This window comes from Pseudomonas sp. Irchel s3a18 (genome assembly GCF_900187535.1).
Taxonomy (GTDB): domain Bacteria; phylum Pseudomonadota; class Gammaproteobacteria; order Pseudomonadales; family Pseudomonadaceae; genus Aquipseudomonas.
This window is the reverse complement of sequence record NZ_FYDV01000006.1, coordinates 162,700-188,906: the sequence shown is the minus strand read 5'-3', so window position 1 is coordinate 188,906 and position 26,207 is coordinate 162,700. Positions and strand designations below refer to the sequence as shown.

General features: G+C 58.4%; 21 protein-coding genes and 1 pseudogene. 16 read left to right on the top strand and 6 right to left on the bottom strand.

What is annotated here, in order from left to right:
* The first annotated feature begins 257 nt into the window (after positions 1-257).
* The 8 genes from CKW29_RS11275 to CKW29_RS11240 all read left to right on the top strand — a co-directional run bounded on the left by CKW29_RS11275 (position 258) and on the right by CKW29_RS11240 (position 11,002).
* A complete protein-coding gene (locus tag CKW29_RS11275; protein ID WP_095145021.1) occupies positions 258-1,883 on the top strand; it encodes an ABC transporter substrate-binding protein in 1,626 nt (541 codons plus the stop codon).
* Positions 1,884-2,170: 287 nt separating this feature from the next.
* Positions 2,171-3,772: an ABC transporter substrate-binding protein gene (locus tag CKW29_RS11270; RefSeq protein WP_095148490.1), complete on the top strand. Its 1,602-nt coding sequence runs from the start codon at positions 2,171-2,173 to the stop codon at positions 3,770-3,772.
* A 172-nt stretch (positions 3,773-3,944) separates the two neighbouring features.
* Positions 3,945-5,360, top strand: a complete 1,416-nt coding sequence (locus tag CKW29_RS11265) for an OprD family porin (RefSeq protein WP_095148489.1) — start codon at positions 3,945-3,947, stop codon at positions 5,358-5,360.
* A 77-nt stretch (positions 5,361-5,437) separates the two neighbouring features.
* Positions 5,438-7,033, top strand: coding sequence for an ABC transporter substrate-binding protein (locus tag CKW29_RS11260; protein ID WP_095148488.1), 1,596 nt, complete (start codon positions 5,438-5,440; stop codon positions 7,031-7,033).
* A 74-nt stretch (positions 7,034-7,107) separates the two neighbouring features.
* Positions 7,108-8,118, top strand: coding sequence for an ABC transporter permease subunit (locus CKW29_RS11255; protein ID WP_095077912.1), 1,011 nt, complete (start codon positions 7,108-7,110; stop codon positions 8,116-8,118).
* Between the two features lie 10 nt (positions 8,119-8,128).
* Entirely contained in the window at positions 8,129-9,040 is a 912-nt protein-coding gene (locus CKW29_RS11250) for an ABC transporter permease subunit (protein ID WP_095145025.1), read from the top strand.
* Between the two features lie 10 nt (positions 9,041-9,050).
* Positions 9,051-10,019 (top strand): ABC transporter ATP-binding protein, encoded by a 969-nt coding sequence (locus CKW29_RS11245; RefSeq protein WP_095148487.1) that lies wholly within the window; start codon positions 9,051-9,053, stop codon positions 10,017-10,019.
* Entirely contained in the window at positions 10,019-11,002 is a 984-nt protein-coding gene (locus CKW29_RS11240; protein ID WP_095145027.1) for a peptide ABC transporter ATP-binding protein, read from the top strand. The genes CKW29_RS11245 and CKW29_RS11240 overlap by 1 nt, the downstream gene beginning before the upstream one ends.
* A gap of 277 nt (positions 11,003-11,279) precedes the next feature.
* Here the strand turns inward: CKW29_RS11240 and CKW29_RS11235 are convergent, their stop codons facing one another.
* Positions 11,280-11,528: a hypothetical protein gene (locus CKW29_RS11235; protein ID WP_095145028.1), complete on the bottom strand. Its 249-nt coding sequence runs from the start codon at positions 11,526-11,528 to the stop codon at positions 11,280-11,282.
* A 304-nt stretch (positions 11,529-11,832) separates the two neighbouring features.
* Positions 11,833-13,416 (bottom strand): peptide chain release factor 3, encoded by a 1,584-nt coding sequence (locus tag CKW29_RS11230; RefSeq protein ID WP_095145029.1) that lies wholly within the window; start codon positions 13,414-13,416, stop codon positions 11,833-11,835.
* 331 nt (positions 13,417-13,747) lie between these two features.
* Between CKW29_RS11230 and CKW29_RS11225 the strand changes: the two genes are divergently transcribed.
* The 5 genes from CKW29_RS11225 to CKW29_RS11205 all read left to right on the top strand — a co-directional run bounded on the left by CKW29_RS11225 (position 13,748) and on the right by CKW29_RS11205 (position 18,845).
* Positions 13,748-14,464 (top strand): ABC transporter permease, encoded by a 717-nt coding sequence (locus CKW29_RS11225; RefSeq protein ID WP_095148486.1) that lies wholly within the window; start codon positions 13,748-13,750, stop codon positions 14,462-14,464.
* Between the two features lie 20 nt (positions 14,465-14,484).
* On the top strand, positions 14,485-15,387 hold the full coding sequence (locus CKW29_RS11220) for a glycine betaine ABC transporter substrate-binding protein (protein ID WP_095145031.1): 903 nt from the start codon (positions 14,485-14,487) through the stop codon (positions 15,385-15,387).
* Positions 15,388-15,402: 15 nt separating this feature from the next.
* Positions 15,403-16,056 (top strand): ABC transporter permease, encoded by a 654-nt coding sequence (locus CKW29_RS11215; RefSeq protein WP_095145032.1) that lies wholly within the window; start codon positions 15,403-15,405, stop codon positions 16,054-16,056.
* Entirely contained in the window at positions 16,053-17,210 is a 1,158-nt protein-coding gene (locus tag CKW29_RS11210) for a betaine/proline/choline family ABC transporter ATP-binding protein (protein ID WP_095148485.1), read from the top strand. The genes CKW29_RS11215 and CKW29_RS11210 overlap by 4 nt, the downstream gene beginning before the upstream one ends.
* A 471-nt stretch (positions 17,211-17,681) precedes the next feature.
* Complete coding sequence (locus CKW29_RS11205) at positions 17,682-18,845, top strand: type III PLP-dependent enzyme (protein WP_095145034.1); 1,164 nt, start codon at positions 17,682-17,684, stop codon at positions 18,843-18,845.
* 49 nt (positions 18,846-18,894) lie between these two features.
* Here CKW29_RS11205 and CKW29_RS25790 read toward each other — a convergent pair.
* Positions 18,895-19,085 (bottom strand): annotated as a pseudogene (locus tag CKW29_RS25790) (integrase core domain-containing protein); the annotation flags it as partial.
* Positions 19,084-19,320, bottom strand: a complete 237-nt coding sequence (locus tag CKW29_RS25785) for a hypothetical protein (RefSeq protein WP_176465307.1) — start codon at positions 19,318-19,320, stop codon at positions 19,084-19,086. The gene CKW29_RS25785 and the pseudogene CKW29_RS25790, both read right to left, overlap by 2 nt.
* A 319-nt stretch (positions 19,321-19,639) precedes the next feature.
* On the opposite strand from CKW29_RS25785, the gene CKW29_RS11195 reads away from it, so the two are divergent.
* Positions 19,640-20,821 (top strand): alpha-xenorhabdolysin family binary toxin subunit A, encoded by a 1,182-nt coding sequence (locus CKW29_RS11195; protein WP_095148484.1) that lies wholly within the window; start codon positions 19,640-19,642, stop codon positions 20,819-20,821.
* 61 nt (positions 20,822-20,882) lie between these two features.
* Entirely contained in the window at positions 20,883-21,896 is a 1,014-nt protein-coding gene (locus CKW29_RS11190) for an alpha-xenorhabdolysin family binary toxin subunit B (RefSeq protein WP_095148483.1), read from the top strand.
* Between the two features lie 122 nt (positions 21,897-22,018).
* Here the strand turns inward: CKW29_RS11190 and CKW29_RS11185 are convergent, their stop codons facing one another.
* Entirely contained in the window at positions 22,019-22,786 is a 768-nt protein-coding gene (locus CKW29_RS11185; RefSeq protein ID WP_095145037.1) for a tetratricopeptide repeat protein, read from the bottom strand.
* Complete coding sequence (locus CKW29_RS11180) at positions 22,783-23,463, bottom strand: Fe2+-dependent dioxygenase (RefSeq protein ID WP_095145038.1); 681 nt, start codon at positions 23,461-23,463, stop codon at positions 22,783-22,785. Before CKW29_RS11180 ends, CKW29_RS11185 begins: the two co-directional genes overlap by 4 nt.
* 207 nt (positions 23,464-23,670) lie before the next feature.
* Here CKW29_RS11180 and CKW29_RS11175 point away from each other — a divergent pair, with 207 nt between their 5' ends.
* Positions 23,671-26,004: a TonB-dependent siderophore receptor gene (locus CKW29_RS11175; RefSeq protein WP_095148482.1), complete on the top strand. Its 2,334-nt coding sequence runs from the start codon at positions 23,671-23,673 to the stop codon at positions 26,002-26,004.
* The last annotated feature ends 203 nt before the right edge of the window (positions 26,005-26,207 follow it).

Here is a 26,207-nt window from a genome sequence, read left to right as displayed (position 1 = left end):
AACATGCTCCGGCGAGGTGCGAAAAACCCGCCTTGCGCACCGATTCAGGGCGCCATTTGCACCGAAAACACCCCGCGCAAACGGTCAAATGCGTCAGGACTTACACAAATGCGACATTAAGGTACGTTCGTGCCACTGTTTAAGGCTTGTAGCCGCTCTGGATCTTGCATTGGGTACAGGCCCTGCATAAGTATCCGCAGGTCGACTCACGAGGTCGTCCTCTAATTCCAAAAATGACAACAAATCATGAGGCCACCATGCTTAAACACGCGGTCATTCCGTTTTTAGTCGGCGCAAGCCTGTTGGCTAGCGCACCTTTCGCCTCCGCTGCGACTAACCTGGTGTTTTGCTCCGAAGGGAGTCCGGCCGGTTTCGACCCTGGTCAGTACACCACCGGAACCGACTTCGACGCCTCAGCAGAAACCATGTTCAACCGCTTGAGTCAGTTCGAACGTGGCGGCACCGCCGTTATTCCAGGCCTGGCCACCAGCTGGGACGTTTCCCCGGATGGCCTGACTTACACCTTCCATCTGCGCGAAGGGGTGAAGTTCCATACCACGCCGTATTTCAAGCCGACTCGTGAGTTCAACGCCGACGACGTGCTGTTCACCTTCAACCGCATGATCGACAAGGACATGCCGTTCCGCAAAGCCTACCCCACCGAGTTCCCGTACTTCACGGACATGGGGATGGACACCAACATCAAGAACATCGAAAAGATCGACGACCATACCGTCAAGTTCACGCTGGGCACGGTCGACGCCGCGTTCATCCAGAACATGGCCATGAGCTTCGCCTCCATCCAGTCCGCCGAATACGCCGACAAACTGTTGAAGGAAGGCAAGCCGGGCGACATCAACCAGAAGCCGATCGGCACCGGTCCGTTCGTGTTCAAGAGCTACCAGAAAGACTCCAACATCCGTTACACGGGTAACAAGGAGTACTGGAAGCCGGAAGACGTGAAGATCGACAACCTGATCTTCGCCATCACCACCGACCCGTCGGTACGTATCCAGAAGCTGAAGAAAAACGAATGCCAGGTCACCCTCTTCCCGCGTCCGGCCGATCTCAAGGCCCTGGGTGAAGACAAAAACCTGAAACTGCCAAGCCAGGCCGGCTTCAACCTGGGCTACATCGCCTATAACGTCATGCCGGTCCTCAAGGGCCGCACCGACGCCAACCCACTGGCCAAGCTCGAAGTACGCCAGGCGCTGGACATGGCGGTGAACAAGCAGCAGATCATCGACTCGGTGTACCAGGGTGCCGGCCAGCTGGCGGTCAACGCCATGCCACCGACCCAGTGGTCCTACGACGACACCATCAAGGATGCCAAGTACGATCCGGAGAAGGCCAAGGAGCTGCTCAAGAAAGCCGACATCAAGCCAGGCACCGAGATCACCCTGTGGGCCATGCCGGTTCAACGTCCGTACAACCCGAACGCCAAGTTGATGGCTGAAATGCTGCAGTCGGACTGGGCGAAGATCGGCTTGAAGGTCAACATCGTCAGCTACGAATGGGGCGAGTACATCAAGCGCTCCAAAGGTGGCGAGAACCAGGCCATGATCATTGGCTGGAGCGGTGACAACGGTGACCCGGACAACTGGTTGAACGTACTGTTCGGCTGCGACTCCCTGAGCGGCAACAACTTCTCGAAATGGTGCGACAAGCCTTACGACGCCATCATCAAGCAAGCCAAGGCCACCACCGACGTCGCCGAACGCACCAAGCTGTACAAGCAGGCGCAACACCTCCTCAAAGATGCAGTCCCGATGACACCTATCGCGCACTCGACGGTGTATCAACCCATGCGCAACTCCGTACAGGACTACAAGATCAGCCCGTTTGGGTTGAACTCCTTCTACGGCGTCAGCGTCAGCAAATAAGGTTTTGTCGTGGCGACGTCCCTGACGTCGCCACGGCTCAATCTGCCAAGACAGCGGAAATCGCCTACATCCCAAACCACTGTGGACTACCGCTGCAGGTTTAGGACCCGTCGCATTTTCCTACCTGTTTTTCAGACCTTATGCATTTACTGCCTGGTCTTCGACTCCTACCGTCGGAGTCCGACCGTATTGCACCTGCTGAATCCATGGCTTTGGACCAGTGATACCTGCACGCCCTCGGACGGGGCGACGACTCACTGCTTAACATCTAAAAAAGAGGGAGCGTCATGCGCCATACCTTGGTTTTATCCGCATTGTTGGGCACCGGCCTGCTGGCCGCCACATCCATCAGCCACGCCGCCAACAACAGCCTGGTGTTTTGCTCCGAAGGCAGCCCGGCGGGCTTCGACACGGCGCAATACACCACCGCTACCGACAACGATGCCGCCGAGCCGCTGTACAACCGGCTGGCCGAGTTTGAAAAGGGTGCCACCACTGTCGTACCCGGCCTGGCTACCCGCTGGGATGTTTCCGAAGATGGCCTCACGTACACTTTCCACCTGCGCGAAGGGGTGAAATTCCACACCACCAAGTACTTCACACCGAGCCGGGATTTCAATGCCGATGACGTGCTGTTCACCTTCAACCGCATGCTCAACCCCGAGCACCCCTTCCGTAAGGCTTACCCGACCGAGTTCCCATACTTCAACGGGATGAGCCTGAACAAGAACATCGCCAAGGTCGAAAAGACCGGGCCGCTGACCGTGGTCATGACCCTGAACTCGGTCGACGCCGCGTTCATCCAGAACATCGCCATGAGCTTCGCCTCGATCCTCTCCGCCGAATACGCCGACCAGTTGCTCGCCGCCGGCAAGCCCAGCGAGATCAACCAGAAGCCGGTCGGCACCGGTCCGTTCGTGTTCCAGCGCTACCAGAAAGACTCGCAGATCCGCTACGCGGGCAACAAACAGTACTGGGACCCGAGCCGCGTCAAGCTCGACCAGCTGATTTTCGCCATCAACACCGACGCCTCGGTACGTGTGCAGAAGCTCAAGGCTGGCGAATGCCAGATCACCCTGCACCCTCGCCCGGCCGATGTCGACGCGCTGAAAAAAGACCCCAAGCTGCAACTGATCGAGAAGCCGGGCTTCAACCTCGGCTACATCGCCTACAACGTGCGGCATAAACCCTTCGACCAGCTCGAAGTGCGTCAGGCGCTGGACATGGCGGTGAACAAGCAAGGCATCCTCAACGCCGTGTACCAGGGCGCCGGGCAACTGGCCGTCAACGCCATGCCACCGACCCAGTGGTCCTACGACGAGACGATCAAGGACGCCGCCTACAACCCGGAAAAAGCCAAGGAGTTGCTCAAGGCCGCCGGGGTCAAGGAAGGCACCGAAATCACCTTGTGGGCCATGCCGGTACAGCGCCCCTACAACCCGAACGCCAAGCTGATGGCTGAAATGCTCCAGGCGGACTGGGCGAAAATCGGCCTGAACGTGAAGATCGTCAGCTACGAATGGGGCGAGTACATCAAGCGCACCAAAAATGGCGAGCACGACATCAGCCTGATCGGCTGGACCGGTGACAACGGGGACCCGGACAACTGGCTGGGCACCCTGTACAGCTGCGATGCGATTGGCGGCAACAACTACTCCATGTGGTGTGACCCGCAATACGACAAGCTGATCAAGCAGGCCAAGATTGTCACCGATCGTGACCAGCGCACGGTGCTCTACAAACAGGCTCAGCAATTGCTCAAGCAGCAAGTGCCGATCACCCCAGTGGCCCACTCGACGGTCAACCAGCCGTTGAACGCCAAAGTCGAAGGTTTCAAGGTCAGCCCCTTCGGCCGTAACGTGTTCTCGGGCGTCAGCATCGACCAATAACTGATTAGCCAGAACCCTGAGGGCGATTTTCGCCCTCACGCAAAGCTGTTGCCTGAATTCGGCGATCACGCCATAAGCAAACGTTTGCGATGCCTTGAATGAGTTCGAAACCAAATAGCCGGATCACCGAAAAAGACCGGCATTAAAAAAAAGAAAGAAAGGAGCTTCACTGATGAAACTGAGCAACACAGCACTGTTGGCATTGGCCATCAGCAGCATTACGGCTACCGCTTATGCCGAACCCCAGAGCCAGGCGTTCAACCCGGTGACCGTGAACACCAACAATGCGCAGTCCGAGGCCACCGGTTTCATCGAAGGCCAGAAGATCGACGGCAGTACCCGTAACTGGTACGCCAACGAACAGCTCAAGCGTGGGGGCAAGTTCAAGTACAAAAAAGACGGTCAGTCGGTCGACACTGATCGTCGTATCAACTGGGTGCAGGGCACCATCATCAAGTACAACTCGGGCTTCACCGAGGGTCCCGTCGGCTTCAGCACTGAGCTGGCGGCCTACAACGCCGTCGCGCTGGAACGCGACCGCGAGAACCTGGCGTCCAACAACGGTGGCGCACCGGGTACTCGTCCAGGCGCGGGCAACAACCGTACGCTGACCAAAGAAGGCGGCGACGCCCAGGGCCAGTGGAGCAAGCTGGGCCTGGCCAACGTCAAGGCACGCCTCTCCAACACTACCCTGACCGCCGGCCGCATGAACTTCAGCAGCCCGCAAGTCGACGTCATCGGCAACCGTGCCCTGCCGTCCAGCTTCCAGGGTGTGGCCCTGCACAGCGAAGAACTGAACAACCTGGCCTTCGACGTGGCCACCTTCGACCGCAACTCACCGCGTACCGAAGAAAGCCTGAGCAAATTCCGCTCCGAGTACGGTGACATCAATGCCGAAGCCGATCACGTCCACACCGCCGGTATCAGCTACTCGCCATTCGCCAGCCTGACCACCAGCTTCTGGGGCACCCAGGCTGAAGATCTCTGGAACCAGTACTACTTCGGCGCCACCCACGTGCTGGGCGACAGCTCGGTGCTGAGCCTGACCACCGGCCTGAACTACTACAAGACCCAGGATGAAGGCCAGGCCAAGCTCGGCAACATCGACAACGACACCTACTCGCTGTCGTTCGGCCTGACCCACCAGGCCCACACCCTGACCCTGTCCTATCAGGAGATCAACGGTAACGAGTACTTCGACTACCTGCATGAAACCAACGGCATCTACCTGGCCAACTCCCTGCTCTCGGACTTCAACGGCCCGAACGAGAAATCCTTCCAGGTGGCCTACGGCCTGAACATGGCCGAATACGGCGTGCCAGGCCTGAAGTTCAACATCTACCAGGCTCGCGGCTGGGGCATCGACGGCACCCACTACACCGGCGGCGGTTACGACGGCGTGCAGTCGATGGATGGCGAACACCACTATGAATACGGCATCGGCTCCACCTACGCCATTCAAAGCGGTCCTCTGAAAGCCACCACCGTGCGTGCGACCTACACCGCGCACCGTGCGAGCGAAAACCAGGCTGACGGCAGCATCAACGAGTTCCGTCTGGTCACCACCATTCCATTCAACATTCTCTAAGCACCCGTCGAACGGCTGACTCAATGACGAGCGGCCGTTCTGCGACGTTGATCCAACTGATTGCAGAGGGGTTATTGATGAACAAGCTTCCTTTACGAGCGGCCATCGCCGCCGCGCTGCTGAGTGTCGCTGTCGGCGCCTCGGCCAAGCCCTTGGTGGTCTGTACCGAAGCCAGCCCGGAAGGCTTCGATATGGTCCAGTACACGACTGCAGTCACAGGCGATGCGGTGTCCGAAACCATCTTCAATCGTCTGGTGGGCTTCAAGCCCGGCACCACCGACATCGAACCGGCACTGGCCGAGAGCTGGGAAATCAGCCCTGACGCCCTGACCTACACCTTCCACCTGCGCAAAGGTGTGAAGTTCCACACCACAGATTATTTCAAGCCGACCCGCGACATGAATGCCGACGACGTGGTCTGGAGCTTCCAGCGTCAGCTGGACCCGAAACACCCGTGGCATGACAAATCGAGCGTGGGCTTCCCGTACTTTGAGAGCATGGGCTTCAAGGAACTGCTCAAGAGCGTCGAGAAAGTCGACGACTACACCGTCAAGTTCACCCTGACCCGCCCGGAAGCCCCCTTCCTGCCGGACGTGGCCATGGCATTCGCCTCGATCTACCCGGCCGAATACGCCGACCAGTTGCTCAAGGCCAACAAGACGGGCGACCTCAATAACAAGCCGATCGGCACCGGCCCCTTCGTGTTCCAGCGCTATGCCAAGGATGCACAGGTTCGCTTCAAGGCCAACACCGAGTACTTCCGCGGTGCGCCACCCAGCGAAGCCTTGATCCTGGCGATTGCCACCGACAACAACGTTCGCCTGCAAAAGCTCAAGGCCAACGAGTGCCAGATCGCGCTGTATCCCAAGCCCGATGACATCCCCAGCATCAAGAAAGACCCGAACCTGCAGGTCGCCGAGCTCGAGGCCATGACCACCTCGTACATCGCGCTGAACACCACACGCCCGTACATGAACGACGTGCGCGTGCGCCGGGCCATTGAAATCGCGTTCGACAAGCAGGCCTACGTCAGCGCCCTGTTCGGCAAGGGCAACGCCACGGTCGGGGTCAACCCGTACCCACAAACCCTGCTGGGCTTCAACCACGCACTTCAGAACCCGCCGCACGACCTGGACAAGGCTCGCGCCCTGCTCAAGGAAGCCGGCGTGCCCGAAGGCACCGTGTTCACCCTGTTCACCCGTAACGGCGGTGGCCCGACCAACCCGAACCCGATGCTCGGGGCACAGATGATGCAGTCGGACCTGGACAAGGTCGGCATCAAGGTCGACATTCGAGTCATGGAGTGGGGCGAAATGCTCAAGCGCGCCAAAAATGGCGAGCACGACATGGTGTCCGCTGGATGGGCGGGCGATAACGGCGACCCGGATAATTTTCTGACGCCTATGCTCAGTTGCGAGGCCGCCAAAAACGGAGAAAACTACGCTCGCTGGTGCAACGCCAAGTTCCAGGCCTTGATCGACCAGGCCCGTGAGAAGACCGACCCGGCAGCACGCGCGGCGCTCTACGAACAGGCCCAGGAGATCTTCCACCAGGACCAGCCATGGATCAGCATGGCGCACACTCGAATGTTCACGGCTATGCGCAACAACGTCGAGGGCTATCACATCAGCCCCCTGACCACTAACAACTTCGCTACTACCCGAGTGAAGTAGATAAGAAAACACCCGGCAACGTTGCTCTCGACGCTGCCGGGAACGCCGAACCGGCTGATGAGGTACACCAGAAGATGTTTAGTTTTATTGCCCGCCGATTGGGGCTGTTGATCCCCACGTTCTTCGGCATCACCCTGCTGACATTCGCATTGATTCGCATGATTCCCGGCGACCCCGTGGAAGTGATGATGGGCGAACGTCGGGTCGATCCCGAAATGCATGCTCAGGCAATGGAACGCCTTGGTCTGAACAAACCGCTGTATGCCCAGTACCTGGACTACATCGGTAAGCTGGCCCAGGGTGACCTGGGTGAATCCCTGCGTACCCGTGAAAGTGTATGGAGCGAGTTCACCTCACTGTTCCCGGCAACACTGGAATTGTCCATGGCTGCGCTGCTGTTCGCCGGCATCCTGGGGCTCCTGGCGGGCGTCATCGCGGCACTCAAGCGAGGATCGCTGTTCGACCACGGGGTCATGGGTATTTCCCTGGCCGGGTATTCGATGCCGATCTTCTGGTGGGGCCTGATCCTGATCATGTTCTTCTCGGTGTCCCTGGGCTGGACTCCGGTTTCCGGGCGGATCGACCTGCTTTACGACATTGAGCCACGCACCGGCTTCATGCTCATCGACACCTTGCTGGCCGATGACACCGGGGCGTTCTTCGATGCCCTGCACCACCTGATTCTGCCGGCCATCGTGCTGGGCACCATCCCGCTGGCGGTGATCGCCCGGATGACCCGCTCCTCGATGCTCGAAGTACTGCGTGAAGACTACATCCGTACCGCACGGGCCAAAGGCCTGTCGCCGGCACGCGTGGTCTTCGTGCATGGCCTGCGCAACGCCCTGATCCCGGTACTGACCGTGGTCGGCCTGCAGGTCGGCACATTGCTGGCCGGTGCGGTACTGACCGAAACCATCTTCTCCTGGCCCGGCATCGGCAAATGGCTGATCGAAGCCATCGGCGCCCGGGACTACCCGGTGGTGCAAAACGGCATTCTGTTAATCGCCTGCCTGGTGATTCTGGTCAACTTTGTAGTGGATATTCTTTATGGCTTCGCAAACCCACGCATCCGCCACCAGCGCTGAGACCCTACGAATGAGTACTCCAACACCCTCCGTAGCAGTCGACACCAGCCTGCTCTATCCGTCCCCGTACAAAGAATTCTGGCAAGCGTTCTCCAAGAACAAGGGCGCCGTTGCCGGCCTGATGTTCATGCTGCTGGTGATCTTCTGCGCGATCTTCGCCCCCTGGGTTGCCCCTCATAACCCGAGCGAGCAATACCGCGATTTCCTGCTGACTCCTCCGGCCTGGCTGGAAGGCGGGCAAATGCAGTTCCTGCTCGGTACCGACGAGCTGGGTCGCGACCTGTTGTCGCGCCTGATCGCGGGCTCGCGCCTGTCGCTGCTGATCGGCCTGTCATCGGTGGTCATGTCGCTGATTCCAGGGATCCTGCTGGGTCTGTTCGCCGGGTTCTTCCCGCGCATGCTTGGCCCGACCATCATGCGCCTGATGGACATCATGCTGGCCCTGCCCTCCTTGCTGCTGGCCGTGGCGATCGTCGCCATCCTCGGCCCAGGCCTGATCAACACCGTCATCGCCATCGCCATCGTGTCCCTGCCGTCCTACGTCCGCCTGACCCGCGCCGCGGTGATGGGCGAGCTGAACCGCGACTACGTGACCGCCGCGCGCCTGGCCGGTGCCGGCCTGCCACGCCTGATGTTCATCACCGTGCTGCCCAACTGCATGGCGCCGCTGATCGTCCAGGCGACCCTGAGCTTCTCCTCGGCGATTCTCGATGCCGCCGCACTGGGCTTCCTCGGCCTCGGCGTACAACCGCCAACCCCCGAGTGGGGCACCATGCTGGCTTCGGCTCGCGACTACATCGAACGCGCCTGGTGGGTCGTCAGCCTGCCTGGCTTGACCATTTTGCTCAGCGTGCTGGCAATCAACCTGATGGGCGACGGCCTGCGCGATGCGCTGGACCCGAAACTCAAGAACGCCGCCTGAGGGGATTCACATGTCATTGTTGGAAATCAAGAATCTCAACGTTCGCTTCGGCGACAAGAACGCCGTTCCCGTGGTCGATGGTCTGGACCTGACCGTGGACAAGGGCGAAGTGCTGGCCATCGTGGGCGAGTCGGGGTCCGGCAAGTCCGTGACCATGATGGCGCTGATGGGCCTGATCGAACATCCCGGCATCGTCACCGCCGACGCCCTCAGCTTCGACGGCAAGGACATGCTCAAGCTGAGCAATCGCCAGCGCCGGCAGATCGTCGGCAAAGACCTGGCGATGGTCTTCCAGGACCCGATGACCGCGCTGAACCCGAGCTACACCGTGGGCTTCCAGATTGAAGAAGTGCTGCGCCTGCACCTGAAAATGTCCGGCAAGGCCGCCCGCAAGCGCGCCATCGAACTGCTGGAAAAAGTGGAAATCCCGGGCGCCGCGAGCCGCATGGACGCCTACCCGCACCAACTCTCCGGCGGGATGAGCCAACGCGTGGCAATCGCCATGGCCATTGCCGGCGAGCCCAAGCTGCTGATCGCGGATGAGCCGACCACGGCCCTGGACGTGACCATCCAGGCGCAGATCATGGACCTGCTGCTGGCCCTGCAAAAAGAGCAGAACATGGGCCTGGTGCTGATCACCCACGACCTCGCGGTCGTCGCCGAAACCGCCCAGCGCGTGTGCGTGATGTACGCAGGACAGGCGGTGGAAGTCGGTCAGGTGCCACAACTGTTCGACATCCCGGCACACCCTTACAGCGAAGCGCTGCTCAAGGCGATTCCCGAACACAGCCTGGGTTCTTCCCGCCTGGCCACGCTGCCGGGTATCGTTCCTGGCCGCTATGACCGTCCGCAGGGCTGCCTGCTGTCGCCACGCTGCCCCTACGTGCAGGACAACTGCCGTCAACAACGTCCAACCCTGGACCCGAAAAGCAACAGCCTCGCCCGCTGCTTCTATCCTTTGAATCAGGAGGTGGCGTAATGGCCGTCGTTCTCACCGCCCGTGACCTGACCCGTCACTACGAAGTTTCCCGCGGCCTGTTCAAAGGCCATGCGACGGTTCGCGCACTGAACGGCGTATCGTTCGAGCTGGAAGCCGGCAAGACCCTGGCCGTCGTGGGCGAATCCGGTTGCGGCAAATCCACCCTGGCCCGTGCCCTGACGCTGATCGAAGAGCCGTCCTCCGGCTCCTTGCAAATCGCCGGGCAGGAAGTGGCCGGCGCCAACAAGGCCCAGCGCAAGCAACTGCGCAAAGACGTGCAGATGGTGTTCCAGAGCCCTTACGCGTCACTCAACCCACGGCAGAAGATCGGCGACCAACTGGCCGAGCCGTTGTTGATCAACACCAACCTCTCGGCCAGCGAACGTCGCGAAAAAGTCCAGGCGATGATGAAGCAGGTCGGCTTGCGTCCCGAGCACTACCAGCGTTATCCGCACATGTTCTCCGGCGGCCAGCGCCAGCGGATCGCCCTGGCCCGCGCCATGATGCTGCAACCCAAGGTGCTGGTGGCGGACGAACCGACCTCGGCGCTGGACGTGTCGATCCAGGCCCAGGTGCTGAACCTGTTCATGGACCTGCAGCAAGAGTTCAACACCGCCTACGTGTTCATCTCCCACAACCTAGCCGTGGTGCGTCACGTCGCCGATCACGTGATGGTGATGTACCTCGGCCGGCCGGTGGAAATGGGCCCGAAGGAAGACATCTACACCCGTCCGCTGCACCCGTACACCCAGGCCCTGCTGTCGGCGACACCCACCATCCACCCGGATCCGAACAAGCCGAAGATCAAGATCGTCGGCGAACTGCCCAACCCGCTGAACCCGCCGTCCGGCTGCGCTTTCCACAAGCGCTGCCCGTACGCGACCGAACGTTGCAGCAAAGAAGAGCCGGCCTTGCGCCCGCTCGACAACCGTCAGGTGGCCTGCCATTACGCCGAGCAATTCATCGTAATAAGCCGGGCATGAACAAGCGCCCTATCGGGGCAATGCCAGTCAGTTAGGTGAACGCAGACCTTTGTAGGAGCGAGCAGGCTCGCGATGGACGTTAACGATAACGCGTGTTTTCTGATTGAACGCGTTGTTCTTGAGTTCATCGCGAGCCCGCTCGCTCCTACACATTCGACCTCATCTCCTTAACTGATCGGCATTACCCTATCGGGGCGCTTCCTGAACCGCGTTAACCAAACCCCTCCTCCAGGACTGCGCATCAGTCCGCCGGGAGGGGTTTTCTTTTGCCCGCGATCTACGTCTGGCTATCACCTTCATCGGTGTCCGGCTCTTCAGTGGTCGAATCGTCATCACCCTTGCTGCCACCCTGATCCTGGTCACCCGGCTCGGATTCGGACTTGGCGAGCATCAGCTCACCCTGTGCCCCATGCCCACTCGACACCTGCTCACCATGATCCGGGCACTCGGCCCACGCCATCGAGGTCCCCAGGGACCAGATCACCAGCACCTTCAATAGCAACACCATGCGTAGAAACTTGCTCATCGTCGATTCCATCCTTTTTTTGTGTGAAGCAGGAGTGCCCGTCTGGCGCTGAGTGAAATCTAGTTCCGATTGAGTCGGTTCTCCAGATAGGACGCTAATGAATGGGCGGAAATACCATTGATCAACAGACTGGTTTTGCATAACCGCCATAGCGAATGGTTATTTCAGACTTGATAAGGGCTCCTGTGAAAGAGAGTCGGGCGACGCTCCCACCGTGGATTTTCGGCAGCCCATAGGATTTTCGGCAGCCCATAAAAAACCCCGCGGCTTTCGCGGCGGGGCTTGGGATGTGACGTGTCAGCGCTTAATGATGCTCACGGGTCGCGCGGAACTTCACATCTGGCCAGCGCTCTTCCATCAGCGCCAGGTTGACCCGGGTCGGGGCCAGGTAGGTCAGGTGACCGCCGCCATCCAGGGCGAGGTTTTCCACCGCCTTGATGCTGAACTCTTCGAGCTTCTTCTTATCGCTGCAATCGATCCAGCGCGCGGACCACACGGTGATCGGCTCGTAGGCGCACTCAACCTTGTATTCCTCTTTAAGGCGGCTGGCGACCACATCGAACTGCAGCACACCGACGGCGCCGAGGATGATGTCGTTGCTGCGTTCCGGGAAGAACACCTGGGTGGCGCCCTCTTCGGCCAGCTGCTGCAAGCCCTGGCGCAGTTGCTTGGATTTCAGCGGGTCCTTCAGGCGTACGCGACGGAACAGTTCCGGGGCGAAGTGCGGGATGCCGGTGAAGCCCAGGGTTTCGCCTTCGCTGAAGGTGTCGCCGATCTGGATGGTGCCGTGGTTGTGCAGGCCGATGATGTCGCCGGCAAAAGCTTCTTCCAGTTGCTCACGCTCGGACGAGAAGAAGGTCAGCGCATCGCCGATCCGCACGTCCTTGCCCGTACGCACGTGGCGCATCTTCATGCCTTTTTCGTACTTGCCGGAGCAGATACGCATGAAGGCGATACGGTCGCGGTGCTTGGGGTCCATGTTCGCCTGGATCTTGAACACGAAGCCGGTGAACTTCTCTTCCACCGGTTCCACGGTGCGCTCGTTGGCAACCCGGGCCAATGGCTTCGGTGCCCAGTTGACCACGGCGTCGAGCACGTGATCGACCCCAAAGTTACCCAGTGCGGTACCGAAGAACACCGGCGTCAGCTGGCCGTCCATGAACTCCTGCTGGTTGAACTCGTGGCAGGCGCCCTGCACCAGTTCCAGCTGCTCGATGAAGCGTTCGTACTCATCGCCCAGGTGGGCGCGGGCTTCATCGGAGTCGAGCTTCTCGATGATCTTCACCTCGGTCCGCTCGTGGCCGTGGCCGGCGGTGTAGACAATGATGTAGTCGTCGGCGAGGTGGTAGACACCCTTGAAGTCACGGTAGCAACCGATCGGCCAGGTGATCGGCGCGGCCTTGATCTTCAGGACTGCTTCGATTTCGTCGAGCAGTTCGATCGGGTCGCGAATGTCACGGTCGAGTTTGTTGATGAAGCTGACAATCGGCGTATCGCGCAGACGGCAGACGTCCATCAGGGCAATGGTCCGTGGCTCTACACCCTTACCGCCGTCGAGGACCATCAGTGCCGAGTCGACCGCCGTCAGGGTGCGGTAGGTGTCTTCGGAGAAGTCTTCGTGGCCCGGGGTGTCGAGCAGGTTGATCATGTGATCGCGATACGGGAACTGCATGACCGACGTGGTAATGGAGATACCCCGCTGCTTTTCCATTTCCATCCAGTCGGAGGTGGCATGGCGGTCGGATTTGCGAGATTTCACCGTGCCGGCAACCGCAATCGCCTTGCCCATCAGCAAGAGCTTCTCGGTGATGGTGGTTTTACCCGCATCGGGGTGGGAAATAATGGCGAAAGTGCGGCGTTTCGCGACTTCGGCGGCCTGTTTGGTCATGGGAAATCGCCTGGCAGGTGATTCAAAAAAGGGCGGCGATTATAGCCCAAGTTGATCCCAGAACCGAACCGTTGAGCACATTAGGGGTGGCCAAATGCTGCCTGAGATGGGAACCTTTGAGGCCGTGGAGGCGTCCACTCCCCTGTTACGACCCATCGTCAGGGGCTGAAATACCTGCAAGTCAGCCTGACGAGGCTGTGCTCATGGCTCGATTTCACGCCGCATTTGCCGGCATCGATAGAGCTGCTTTTCGCGAACGCTCCTCCCGGCAGCCAGGTATGGCATGCCACACGGGAAAGCGTGCGCCGACTAAAAAAATAGGAGTCCGCCTGTGGCTATCCGCTATGGCAAAGGGCTGACAGGAGGTGCGGTTGTCATCGCGCTTCTGGCCCTGCTGATTCACTGGATCGGCATCAACACGATCGAACTGTACCGCGACGATTTGTTGTTTTACCTGCAAGCTCACCTGATTCTCGTCCTCGCTTCCATGCTGGCCGCCCTTGTCGTGGGCATCCCCGCCGGTATCCTGCTCAGCCGCCCGACCCTGGTCGGACGTGCCGAACGCTTCATGCAACTCTTCAACATCGCCAACACCGTCCCGCCTCTCGCGGTCCTCGCCATCGCCCTGGGGATCCTCGGCATCGGCAGCGGCCCTGCAATCTTCGCCCTGTTCCTCGCCTCCCTGCTGCCCATCGTGCGCAACACCTACGAAGGCCTGAAAAACGTTCAGGGTTCACTCAAGGAAGCCGCCGTCGGTATCGGCATGACCCCACGCCAGGTGCTGTGGCGGGTCGAGCTACCCAATGCCATACCGATCATCATCGGTGGCGTGCGCGTAGCCCTGGCGATCAACGTCGGCACCGCACCGCTGGCATTCCTGATCGGCGCCAACAGCCTGGGCAGCCTGATTTTTCCCGGCATTGCCTTGAACAATCAGCCGCAACTGATCCTCGGCGCAGCCTGCACCGCCCTGCTGGCCTTGTTGCTCGACGGCCTGGTGACCCTGGCCAGCCGCCTCTGGCTGGAACGCGGCCTCCGCCCGTCTTAAGCCCCGGTAAAGGAAGACTCATGAAAACCATTCGCTTTTTACTAGGCTGCGTCCTGCTGTGCGCAGGAATTGCCCACGCCGCGGAAAAACCGCTGATTCGCATTGGCGCGCGCGTATTCACCGAACAAACCCTACTGGCCGAAATCACCGCTCAATACTTGCGCACCCAGGGCTATGACGCTCAGGTTACTGGCGGCCTGGGCAGCAACCTGGCCCGCAGCGCCCAGGAAACCGGACAACTGGATCTGGTCTGGGAATACACCGGTGTGTCACTGGTGTCCTACAACCATGTCACGGAAAAACTCGACAGCCAGCAGTCACTGGCACGGGTCACTGAGCTGGACGCGAAGAAGGGCCTGACCTGGCTTTCACCGTCGAAATTCAGCAACACCTACGCCTTGGCGTTGCCGGAAAACGTCGCCGCCCGCTACCCGCAGATCAATACGATCAGTGAGCTCGACACCGCGTTGCGCAATGCGGCCAACGACCAACCGCTGGTGGCGCTGGACACCGAGTTTGCCAACCGTTCCGACGGCCTGGCCGGCATGCTCAAGCGCTACGACATGGACCTGACCCGGCGTAACATCCGCCAGATGGATGCCGGCCTGGTCTACACCGCGCTGCGCAATGGCCAGGTGTTTGCCGGGTTGGTCTACACCACGGACGGCCGCCTCAACGCCTTCAAACTCAAGTTGCTGGCAGACGACAAACACTACTTCCCCGACTACACCGCCGCCCCCGTGGTACGCCAGGCCTACCTCGACACCCACCCGCAACTGGCCGCGCAGCTCAAACCGCTGGCCGATCTGTTCGACGACGAAACCATGCGCCAGCTCAACGCCCGGGTCGACGTCAACCATGAAAGCCCGTCGGCCGTGGCCGCTGATTTCCTGCGCCAGCACCCACTGCTTTCTGTTAATTGAACCGGAGGAAAAGCCATGGAGTTTTTCAACGCCTTTTCCCACCTGGACTGGCCGCTCGTCCTGCACTTGACCTGGCAACACATCACCCTGGTCGGGATTGCCGTCACCCTGGCGATCCTGGTCGGCGTGCCACTGGGTATTCTGATGACGCGCTTCCCGTCACTCGCCGGCCCCCTGCAAGCCAGCGCCACGGTGCTGCTGACCATTCCGTCGATTGCCCTGTTCGGCTTGCTGCTGCCGGTGTACTCGACATTCGGCCAGGGCCTGGGACCGATGCCGGCGATTACCGCGGTGTTCCTGTACTCCCTGCTGCCGATCATGCGTAACACCTACCTGGCACTGACCAGTGTGGAACCCGGCATTCGCGAAGCCGCACGCGGCATCGGCATGACCTTCGGCCAGCGCTTGCGCATGGTCGAGTTGCCGATTGCGGTGCCGGTGATCCTCGCTGGCGTGCGCACCGCCGTGGTCATGAACATCGGGGTGATGACCATCGCCGCCACCATCGGTGCCGGTGGCCTGGGTGTGCTCATTCTCGCTTCCATCAGCCGCAGCGACATGTCGATGCTGATCGTCGGCGCGGTGCTGGTCAGCTTGCTGGCCATCTTCGCCGACCTGCTTCTGCAGTGGCTGCAACGCTCGCTGACTCCAAAAGGACTGCTTAAATGATCGAACTTCAAAACCTGACCAAGACCTTTCAAAGCAACGGCAAAGACGTAAAGGCCGTGGACTCGGTGAGCCTGACCGTCAACGAAGGCGAGATTTGCGTATTCCTCGGGCCGTCGGGCTGCGGCAAGAGCACCACGCTGAAGATGATCAACCGCCTGATCAAGCCGACCTCGGGCAAGATCCTGATCAACGGCGAAGACACCACCGACCTCGACGCAGTCACCCTGCGTCGCAACATCGGTTATGTGATCCAGCAGATCGGCCTGTTCCCCAACATGACCATCGAGGAAAACATTGTGGTGGTGCCGCGCCTGCTGGGTTGGGACAAGCAGAAATGCCACGATCGCGCCCGCGAGTTGATGAGCATGATCAAGCTTGAACCCAAGCACTACCTGCATCGCTACCCACGCGAATTGTCCGGCGGCCAGCAACAACGAATCGGCGTGATCCGCGCCCTGGCCGCCGATGCCCCGTTGCTGCTGATGGACGAGCCGTTCGGTGCGGTCGACCCGATCAACCGCGAGATGATCCAGAACGAGTTCTTCGAGATGCAGCGGGCGCTGAACAAGACCGTGATCATGGTCAGCCACGACATCGACGAGGCCATCAAGCTCGGCGACAAGATCGCCATCTTCCGTGCCGGCAAGCTGTTGCAGATCGACCATCCGGACACGCTGCTGGCCCATCCTGCCGATGAGTTCGTCAGCAACTTCGTCGGCCAGGACAGCACCCTCAAGCGCCTGCTGCTGGTGAAAGCCGAAGACGCGGCGGACAACGCGCCATCCGTCAGCCCGGACACCCCGGTGGCCGAGGCACTGGAGTTGATGGACGAACATGACCGTCGCTATGTCGTCGTGACGTGCGCCGACAATAAGGCCCTGGGTTACGTGCGCCGCCGCGACCTGCACCGCCAGAGCGGCAACTGCGGGCAATACCTGCGTGAATTCAACGCCACCGCAGCCTATGACGAACACTTGCGCATCCTGCTGTCGCGCATGTACGAGTTCAACCGCTCGTGGCTGCCGGTGATGGATGCAGAGCGGGTGTTCCTGGGGGAAGTGACACAGGAGTCGATTGCCGCCTACCTGAGCTCCGGACGTTCCCGGGGTGGCAAGACCAGCATTGTCTCGCCAGCCGAGGCTGCGCTGGCCTGATTGAAACTGTGGAGCAGCCGGTCGACGCTCGAGAGCTCGCGATGGACTTGAAAACGCCGCGTTTATTCAGACAGCACGCGTTATCGTTAACCACCATCGCGAGCAAGCTCGCTCCTACCCACTCCTGAATCACCTTAAATAGCCCTTTAACGGGAACATCACACTGTCACGCAGGTCGGTTACATCAGTAGCTGTCCGGGACCGCACGACGGAAGCGTGCAAAAACGCGACATTTTTTGTTGATCTCAAGCCCCTCACGCCCTAAAGTTCGCGCCGAACGTCCATGCTGGAAACGATCCATCCGGCTCAAGTACTGACGACGAGACAGCAAGGCCAAGGGCTGCACCGCCTCCCGTGGCCTTTTTGCTTTCGGCGACATGCCTTGGGAAGTAGGCGAACCAAAGTGGGGATACGGAGGACGTTCATTTGCACCCATTGATTACTAACGTTTGCCAGTAGGAGCTCCCAAGTATGTCGATCCAGGTCGAAGACTATTTCGCGCGCGAAACCTTTCAAAAAATGAAGGCGTTCGCCGACAAGCAAGAAACCCCGTTCGTGGTGATCGATACTGCGATGATCAGCCAGGCCTATGACGACCTGCGTGCCGGTTTCGAATTCGCCAAGGTCTACTACGCGGTCAAGGCCAACCCGGCCGTCGAGATCATCGACCTGCTCAAGGAGAAAGGCTCTAGCTTCGACATCGCCTCGATCTATGAGCTGGACAAAGTACTCGACCGTGGCGTCAGCGCCGACCGGATCAGCTACGGCAACACCATCAAGAAATCCAAGGACATTCGCTACTTCTATGAGAAGGGCGTGCGTCTGTACTCCACCGACTCCGAAGCCGACCTGCGCAACATCGCCAAGGCCGCACCAGGCTCGAAAGTCTATGTGCGCATCCTCACCGAAGGTTCGACCACCGCAGACTGGCCTCTTTCGCGCAAGTTCGGCTGCCAGACCGACATGGCCATGGACCTGCTGATCCTCGCTCGCGACCTGGGCCTGGTGCCCTACGGCGTGTCGTTCCACGTGGGCTCGCAGCAGCGTGACATCAGCGTATGGGACGCCGCGATCGCCAAGGTCAAAGTGATCTTCGAACGCCTGAAAGAAGAAGACGGCATCCACCTGAAGCTGATCAACATGGGCGGTGGCTTCCCGGCCAACTACATCACCCGCACCAACAGCCTGGAAACCTACGCAGAGGAAATCATCCGCTTCCTCAAGGAAGACTTCGGTGACGACCTGCCGGAAATCATCCTGGAGCCAGGCCGCTCGCTGATCGCCAACGCCGGCATCCTGGTCAGCGAAGTGGTGCTGGTCGCGCGTAAATCCCGTACCGCGGTAGAGCGTTGGGTGTACACGGATGTAGGCAAGTTCTCCGGCCTGATCGAAACCATGGACGAAGCCATCAAGTTCCCGATCTGGACCGAGAAGAAAGGCGAGATGGAAGAAGTGGTCATCGCCGGTCCTACCTGCGACAGCGCCGACATCATGTACGAGAACTACAAGTACGGCCTGCCGCTGAACCTGGCGATCGGTGATCGTTTGTACTGGTTGTCCACCGGCGCCTACACCACCAGCTACAGCGCGGTTGAGTTCAATGGCTTCCCGCCTCTGAAGTCGTTCTACGTTTAAGTCCCGCGCGTATATCCAGTCCTGAAATAGGTTTACACCTATTTCAGCCTCAAAACGCCCGATGCACCGCATCGGGCGTTTTGTATTTCAGGGACAAATGCGGTCGCTCTCCGTTTATAGATCATCACCGACTCATCCACCCTTTGCTTCGCTTGCGCCAGATCCTTTGGATCGGTGCAGCAAGAGTTCCCTCTTCAGAATCCCGTTTACCCTCTCGGCCATAGCGTTCTGATAGCCGTCAACAAGTAACAGGCAAGCCCTGGTGATGCTCAGGTCTTCGATTTGCCCTTGCGAGAGGACTTGCCGAGTCGTTTTTTACGACGGAAATACCGTAGCCGTTTATAAAAATATTGACGACTGCTTCGAAAAACTGAGTCTCTTTATAACTCAACTCGCCTTTTACGACCTGTGCGACGAGCGACAGTTTAAAAACACAGCGTGTAATCCCGCTACTGCGCCTTTTACCTGAATCCATTGTGTCCTCCTGAGAACAGGTCATAAGGGATACACCTTATTCATGGCGGGACAGCAATACAAAAAACCCAGTAAATATTCACAGGTTGTTTTATTTCCACCTCGCCCATGTTTATTAGCATTTCAAAAACAACAACCCCACACACTTATTGACCACACATTAAATACAGCCACCTGATAAACCGGCCTGACAATCAGCAACACCTCCCGCCCGACACATTCTGAAAACATTATTCGCTTAACCTTTATTATAATCACCATTACTTTTCCCTAACAGAAAGAGCGCATCACAACAACGCTAAAACATAAAAGGGATTTTCATGTTAGCCACTCAAGACCTAAACATCACCGCCAAAGAAATTAATTCACTCACTTCTGATTTCATGAGTGCAGTTTCCGGCACCCTCGCAGGTGTCGAGCGCGAACAAGGGTTACTGATCACAAACGACGACATTAAAAAAATCAAACGCTACGTCAGTGCCGGACTGGCACTGCCTACCGACATAAATGAAATAGAACAGATACATAAGTACGACCAACTGGATATCGCCGGACTTAAATCAGCCGATATGCAGGTTCTGTATAAAGCCATGAAAAATCACGCTGAGACCTGGTCTGCACTTGAGTCCAGCATGAAAACGGTCGGCTCGGATCTTTACGTCTTTGCTGACAACTTTACTTCCAGCAGCAATTCCATCATCAACTACCTGAAAACACTGCCAAGCTACATCAGCGGCATCGGGAAAATCGGAAATTTGACCCCAGAGGAAATCGACAAGCTTCCAGAAATACAATTAACCGGGGAGGAGAAACAAAAAATCCCGGCCTTATTGGAGTTGGTCAGCGAGCTAAAAACAGTCATCACCGAACACAGCCAAAGCACACAAACCACCAAAACCAAAACAACCGAATTCAAGCGCACAATTACCAACACCCTGAAGCCAGCACTGGGTTTGAAAATAGCGCTTATCAATAGCCGCAACGTCAACAAAGAAATAAAAGAGCTCAACGAAAGACTCGACATCCTCAATCAACGAATCAACGAAAAAAATGCGGAAGTCGAGAAATATTCCCAGAGCAAATGGTGGGGACTGTTCGGAGGTGTAGTCGGTTTTATCGTCACTTCTACGATTTATGGTGACAAGGCCCAGCAGGCCCGACATGAACTTGGCCAGCTCACAGATGAACGACGAGACATCGAATCGAAAATTGCAACGACCCACGAGATCCTTGCCTCGTTGCTTGCGTTCGAAACCAGTCTCCAGGACCTGCAAGTCAGAGTGGAAGGCGCCGCTGGCAGCTCATCGAACCTCGAAAGCCTCTGGGAGTTAATACAGACGTATGTCGATTCTTCCAGCAAAAGACTGGATGGCGTTACCAATGCCATGTACCTGGTTTCTTTTGTTTCCAGGTTAACCTCGATGATGGAAAACTGGTCGGCGATAAAAAAACAGGCGGGCGATTTATTGACTGCCTTTAACAATGCCACGAGTAGCTCCTGACATTACCGAACGATACTCAAACACATTTACCACCACCTACACATTTAAAGGCAAGACAACCATGACCCTCCATACTCTCAGCACTTCATTCCAATACCCTGCACCCGACCTGAATAAAATTCAGAAAAGCAGGGAGGAACTCAATTATAAAATTCGCACCTTGAGCACTATTTATTTACCCGTCCTAGGGGAAGAGTTGAACGCGCTACAGATGGAAATCAATTCCACCGACGAACAGACACTGAAAGCCATCACCCAGGTACCCGCCGCACTACAAACCAGTGAAATTCAGAGATTTCATACCGTCATTGAAAAACTACAGCACGAAACGCCCACACCAGAACAGCAGGAGGCCATTGATAGTTACTACGGCGAAATCAAGTTACTGATTGAGGCCGGCACATCCGAAACATTGAAACTCGCGACAGGACTGAACAACAACCTGGCGAATTTGAAAGCAACCACACTCAGTGACAACCAATATCGGATCAGTGAACTGGATGTTTCAATCAACAATACCACTCCGCGCCTGGCCGAAGAAAAGCTCGCCATCGAGAAACTGGTGAAAAATGAAACAGAGCTGAACGAAGCGATCAAAATCATTGAAGCGACGGACACCTTCGCGCTGATCAAGGAACTTTTGCTCACTGCCGAAAAACTGTCCGCACTTAATCTATCAGCCCCTCAACTTGAACTCGTCAAGGCAGGCATTGCCGCAGCAGGTAAAGTCCTGGGGTTGATCAGCGACGCTATCAAGTATGACAATCTGATTGAGGCCAGACGTCAGATACAAACGCAGCTAGATGACCGCCGCAAGAGCTCGTCTCTCATTGACAAAAACATAGAAACCCTTCAAGACCGAAAAAAACAATTAACTGAATTTCAGGCAATAAAAACTCCGAGAGAAGATTACACACGTGAAATGAGCATCATCGCCGAATCCATTAATAAATTTTTGGAGCTTACCAGGCATGACGCTTCCGACGAACTGAAGTCTGTCGTTAAACAGTTCATCGAACAGTCAAACGTCTTCATCAAGCATTTGGATAACCTTCGCAAGGAGTGGCGCAGCTAAACCGGGCGCCATCCAGCTCGGTGGAACACACAGATTAAGGCGAGGGGGAAAGTACTCCGTGCTTTTTCCCTCGCCTTGGTGGCCATCGCGGCCCCTTGACACTCAGTCCCACACTTCTCTGCCTAGACCGCAAGCGCCTGTTTTTGCAATTGAACGACGCGCTGTTGATAGCGCTGCGCCAGTGCCCGGAAATCGGGATGGGGAGCATGCAACAGTGCCTGGCTACTGACTCGCAAGAAGTTCAAATTCCCTGCCGCCAATACCTTATGGAGCCACACTAAGGCCTCCTCGACTTTCCCCGCGTTCGCCAGAACAGCCGCATAGCTGAATTGCCCGCGAAAATCTCCGCCCTCGGCAGAACGCTGATACCACTGAAGGGCAGCAGCAGGATCGGCCGGGCAGTACTGGCCGTCTTCAAGGTAACGGCCCAGCAGGTTCATCGACTTCGCATGACCCCGTTCGGCTGCGCGGCGATAGAGACTCAATGCTTGCAACTGATCCTCAACCACGCCGCGTCCGGTGGCCAGCAGGTTGGCGTAGTTGTACATCGCCCAATCCAGCCCGCCCTCCGCTGCGATCCGGTAGTGCCGCGCTGCAACCGAAGCATCGGCAGCACAACCCCAGCCATGTTCATGGCAACGGCCAAACATGTTGCGCGCCATCAGGTGCCCTTGTCGGGCGGCAATGTCGAACCAACGCAGTGCCAGCGGTTGATCCTGGGCGATGCCCTGCCCGTCCAGCAGGATCTGCCCGAGCAAGGCCTGGGCCTCGAGTTCGCCTTCCCGGGCTGAGATCAGTATCGCCTGGGCCGCCCGCGCAGGGCTTTCCTTGAGCATGGCTTTGAGCCGATCACCGTCGAGGACTTCCTCGCGGCGCAGTTGATAACTCATACCTCGACCCAGCGACGCAGCAGGTTGTGATAGGTGCCGGTAAGGCGAATCAGCGACGGGTGATCGGGCATGTCCCGGGTCAGTTGCTGGATCGCTTCGTCCATCTCGAACAGCAAGGCACGCTGGCTGTCTTCGCGCACCAGGCTCTGGGTCCAGAAAAACGACGCATAACGCGCACCACGGGTGACGGCATTGACCTTATGCAGGCTGGTCCCCGGGTAGAGCACCAGATCGCCGGCCGGCAACTTCACCCGTTGGGTACCGAAGGTGTCCTGGATTTCCAGTTCGCCACCGTCGTACTCGTCGGGGTCGCTGAAAAACAGCGTGGACGACAGATCGGTGCGCACCCGCTCGATGCTGCCCTTGGGCTGGCGCACGGCGTTGTCGATATGAAAGTCGAAGCTGCCACCTTCGGTGTAGCAATTGATCAGCGGCGGGAAGACCTTGTGCGGTAACGCCGCGGACATGAAGCGCGGGTTCTTCCACAGCCGCTCCAGCATGGCGGCGCCGATTTCCTTGGCCAGTGGATGGCCTTCAGGCAATTGCAGGTTGTGCTTGGCCTTGGCCGATTGATAGCCGGCGGTGATCTTGCCGTCGGCCCAATCAGCCTGCTCCAGAGCCTCGCGAATGCGCTGCACCTCTTCACGGGAGAACAAGCCGGGAATATGCAGCAGCATGGGGCGGTACCTGAAAGCGAAGGGATCGTAATGGTATTGATTCTTATTGACTATGTAAAATCGCCATGACGAACGAGACTGTAAAAACCGTAAGGACAAATTGTAAAGAATGTAAATTCAATGCAAATAGCAATGTATCTCAATTGATACAAATACGTATTTACCCTATATTCCGCCGCCTCAAATCCTTGGGGAGGGGAATTCACCATGTCACGCCAACCACTACAATCACCCGTTAGCTCACCGCGTTTGCTCGCTTCTGCCATTGGCATGGCGATCACCGCCAGCTCCGCAAGCCAGATGGTTTTCGCGGCCGAGAAGACTGACGAGAAAGCACCGAGCAATGCGATTGCTCTGGATGCCACCAGCGTGACCGGTGAGGCCCAGGAATCGACGTCCTACCAGGTAGAAAAAGCCTCTTCGCCCAAGTACACCGCGCCGTTGATCGATACCCCGCGTTCGGTGACCGTGATCCCGCAACAAGTCCTCAAGGACACGGGCGCCCTGAACATGCAGGATGCGCTGCGTACCGTGCCGGGTATCACCTTCGGTGCCGGTGAAGGCGGTAACCCGCAGGGCGACCGTCCCTTCATCCGTGGTTTCGACGCCCAAGGCGATACGTACCTGGACGGCGTGCGCGACACCGGTTCGCAAAGCCGTGAAATCTTTGCCGTTGAATCCATCGAAGTCAGCAAGGGCCCGAACTCCGCCATCGGCGGTCGTGGCGCGGCGGGTGGCAGCATCAACCTGGTGAGCAAGAAAGCCCACCTGGGCGACTCGCTCGACGGCGGCTTCACCTGGGGCTCCGACCAGACCCAACGCTACACCATGGACGGCAACTACCAGTTCAACGATACCGCTGCCGGCCGCCTGAACCTGATGAGCCACGAAAGCAACGTCGCCGGCCGTGACAGCGTCGACTACGACCGTTGGGGCGTCGCGCCATCCCTGGCCTTCGGCCTGGGCACCGACACTCGCGTCAACCTTGACTACTACCACCTGGAAAGCAACGACACGCCGGATTCGGGTATCCCGTATACCGTGCCGGCGTCAGGCAAAACCGCTGACCGCACCAAGAGCAACCCGGACAAGCCCTACGCTGGCGGCGACAGCAGCAACTTCTACGGCCTGACCGATCGCGACTTCCGCAAGACCCGTACCGATACCGCGACCTTCGCCATCGAGCACGACCTGAGCGACGCGCTGACAGTCAAGAACACCCTGCGCCACGGCAGCAGCATGCAGGACTACATCCTGACCCAGCCGGACGACAGCAAGGGCAACGTGAACAACGGCACCGTGTGGCGCCGCGCCAACACCCGGGTCAGCAACACCGACACCACCACTAACCAGACCGACCTGTTTGGTGACATCTACATCGCGGGCTTCAAGAACAGCTTCTCCACCGGCATCGAGTTCAGCCGCGAAGAAAGCGAGAAGTCCTCGTACAACGTCAACACCGACACCGTGCCGGGGGGCAGTGCCAACAGCAATTGCACCCCATCGATGATCGGCGCGCCAAGCGGCTACAACTGCACCTCGCTGTCCAATCCGACGCCGAGCGACCCATGGAACGGTGCGATTTCGCGCAACTACGCCGGGACAGACACAAAAGCCAATACCCGCGCCATCTACGCGTTCGACACCCTGGAACTGTCGCAGCAATGGCTGGTGAACATGGGCCTGCGTTACGACCACTTCAACACCAAGTACCGCACCTATGACGCTTCTGGCGCGACGCTCGTGACCAAAGGCAACGCTGCCAAAGGCGAGGACACCAGCGAGTTCATCACCGGTCAATTCGGCGTCATCTACAAGCCGGCCGAAAACGGCAGCATCTACGCCTCGTATGCCACTTCCGCCACCCCACCGGGCAACTTCGTCGGCGAGGGCATGGAAGGCAACTCGTTGCCGGGTACCACCGACCGTGCCGGCAACCTGCTCAACAGCGACATGGAGCCGGAAACCACCAAGAACTACGAAATCGGTACCAAGTGGGACCTGCTGAATGATCGCCTGTCGCTGACTGCCGATATCTTCCGCACCGAGAAAGACAACGCCCGCGTCCAGGTCGATTCCACCACCTATGAAAACGCCGGTACAACTCGCGTCCAAGGTATTGAGCTGTCGGCCACCGGCAAGCTCACCGACAAATGGCAAGTGTTCGCCGGCTACGCCTACATGGACAGCGAGCAAGTCGATGGCGGCCCGATGAGCGTGACCGATGGCAACGAGCTGCCAAACACGCCTAAAAACAGTGCCAGCGTCTGGTCGACCTACCAGGTCACGCCGAAGCTGACGGTCGGTGGCGGCGCGTTCTACGTCGATGACGTGTTCGGCAGCGTGGCCAACACCACCATGGTTGATTCCTACGTTCGCTACGATGCCATGGCCGCCTACAAGCTGACCAAAAACATCGACCTGCAACTGAACGTGCAGAACCTGACCGACGAAACCTACTACGACAAAGCCTTCTCGACCCACTTCGCCAACCAGGCGGCGGGCCGTACGGCATTGCTGAGCACCAACTTCCACTTCTAATGGAAGCGGTTAGTGGCCTGTGTGGCCAGTTCTGTTAATCAACTTCGGCGCCAGCATCCGAATTTGAGCTAACGAACTAGCCGTACAAGCCACAAGGCCCCGTTCATCCTGATGAGCGGGGCTTTTGTGCGCAAGAAGGAAGGCTTCTCGACAACTCACGGCATAATGCGCGCCGTGAAACACATATTTGAACGAGCAAGGCG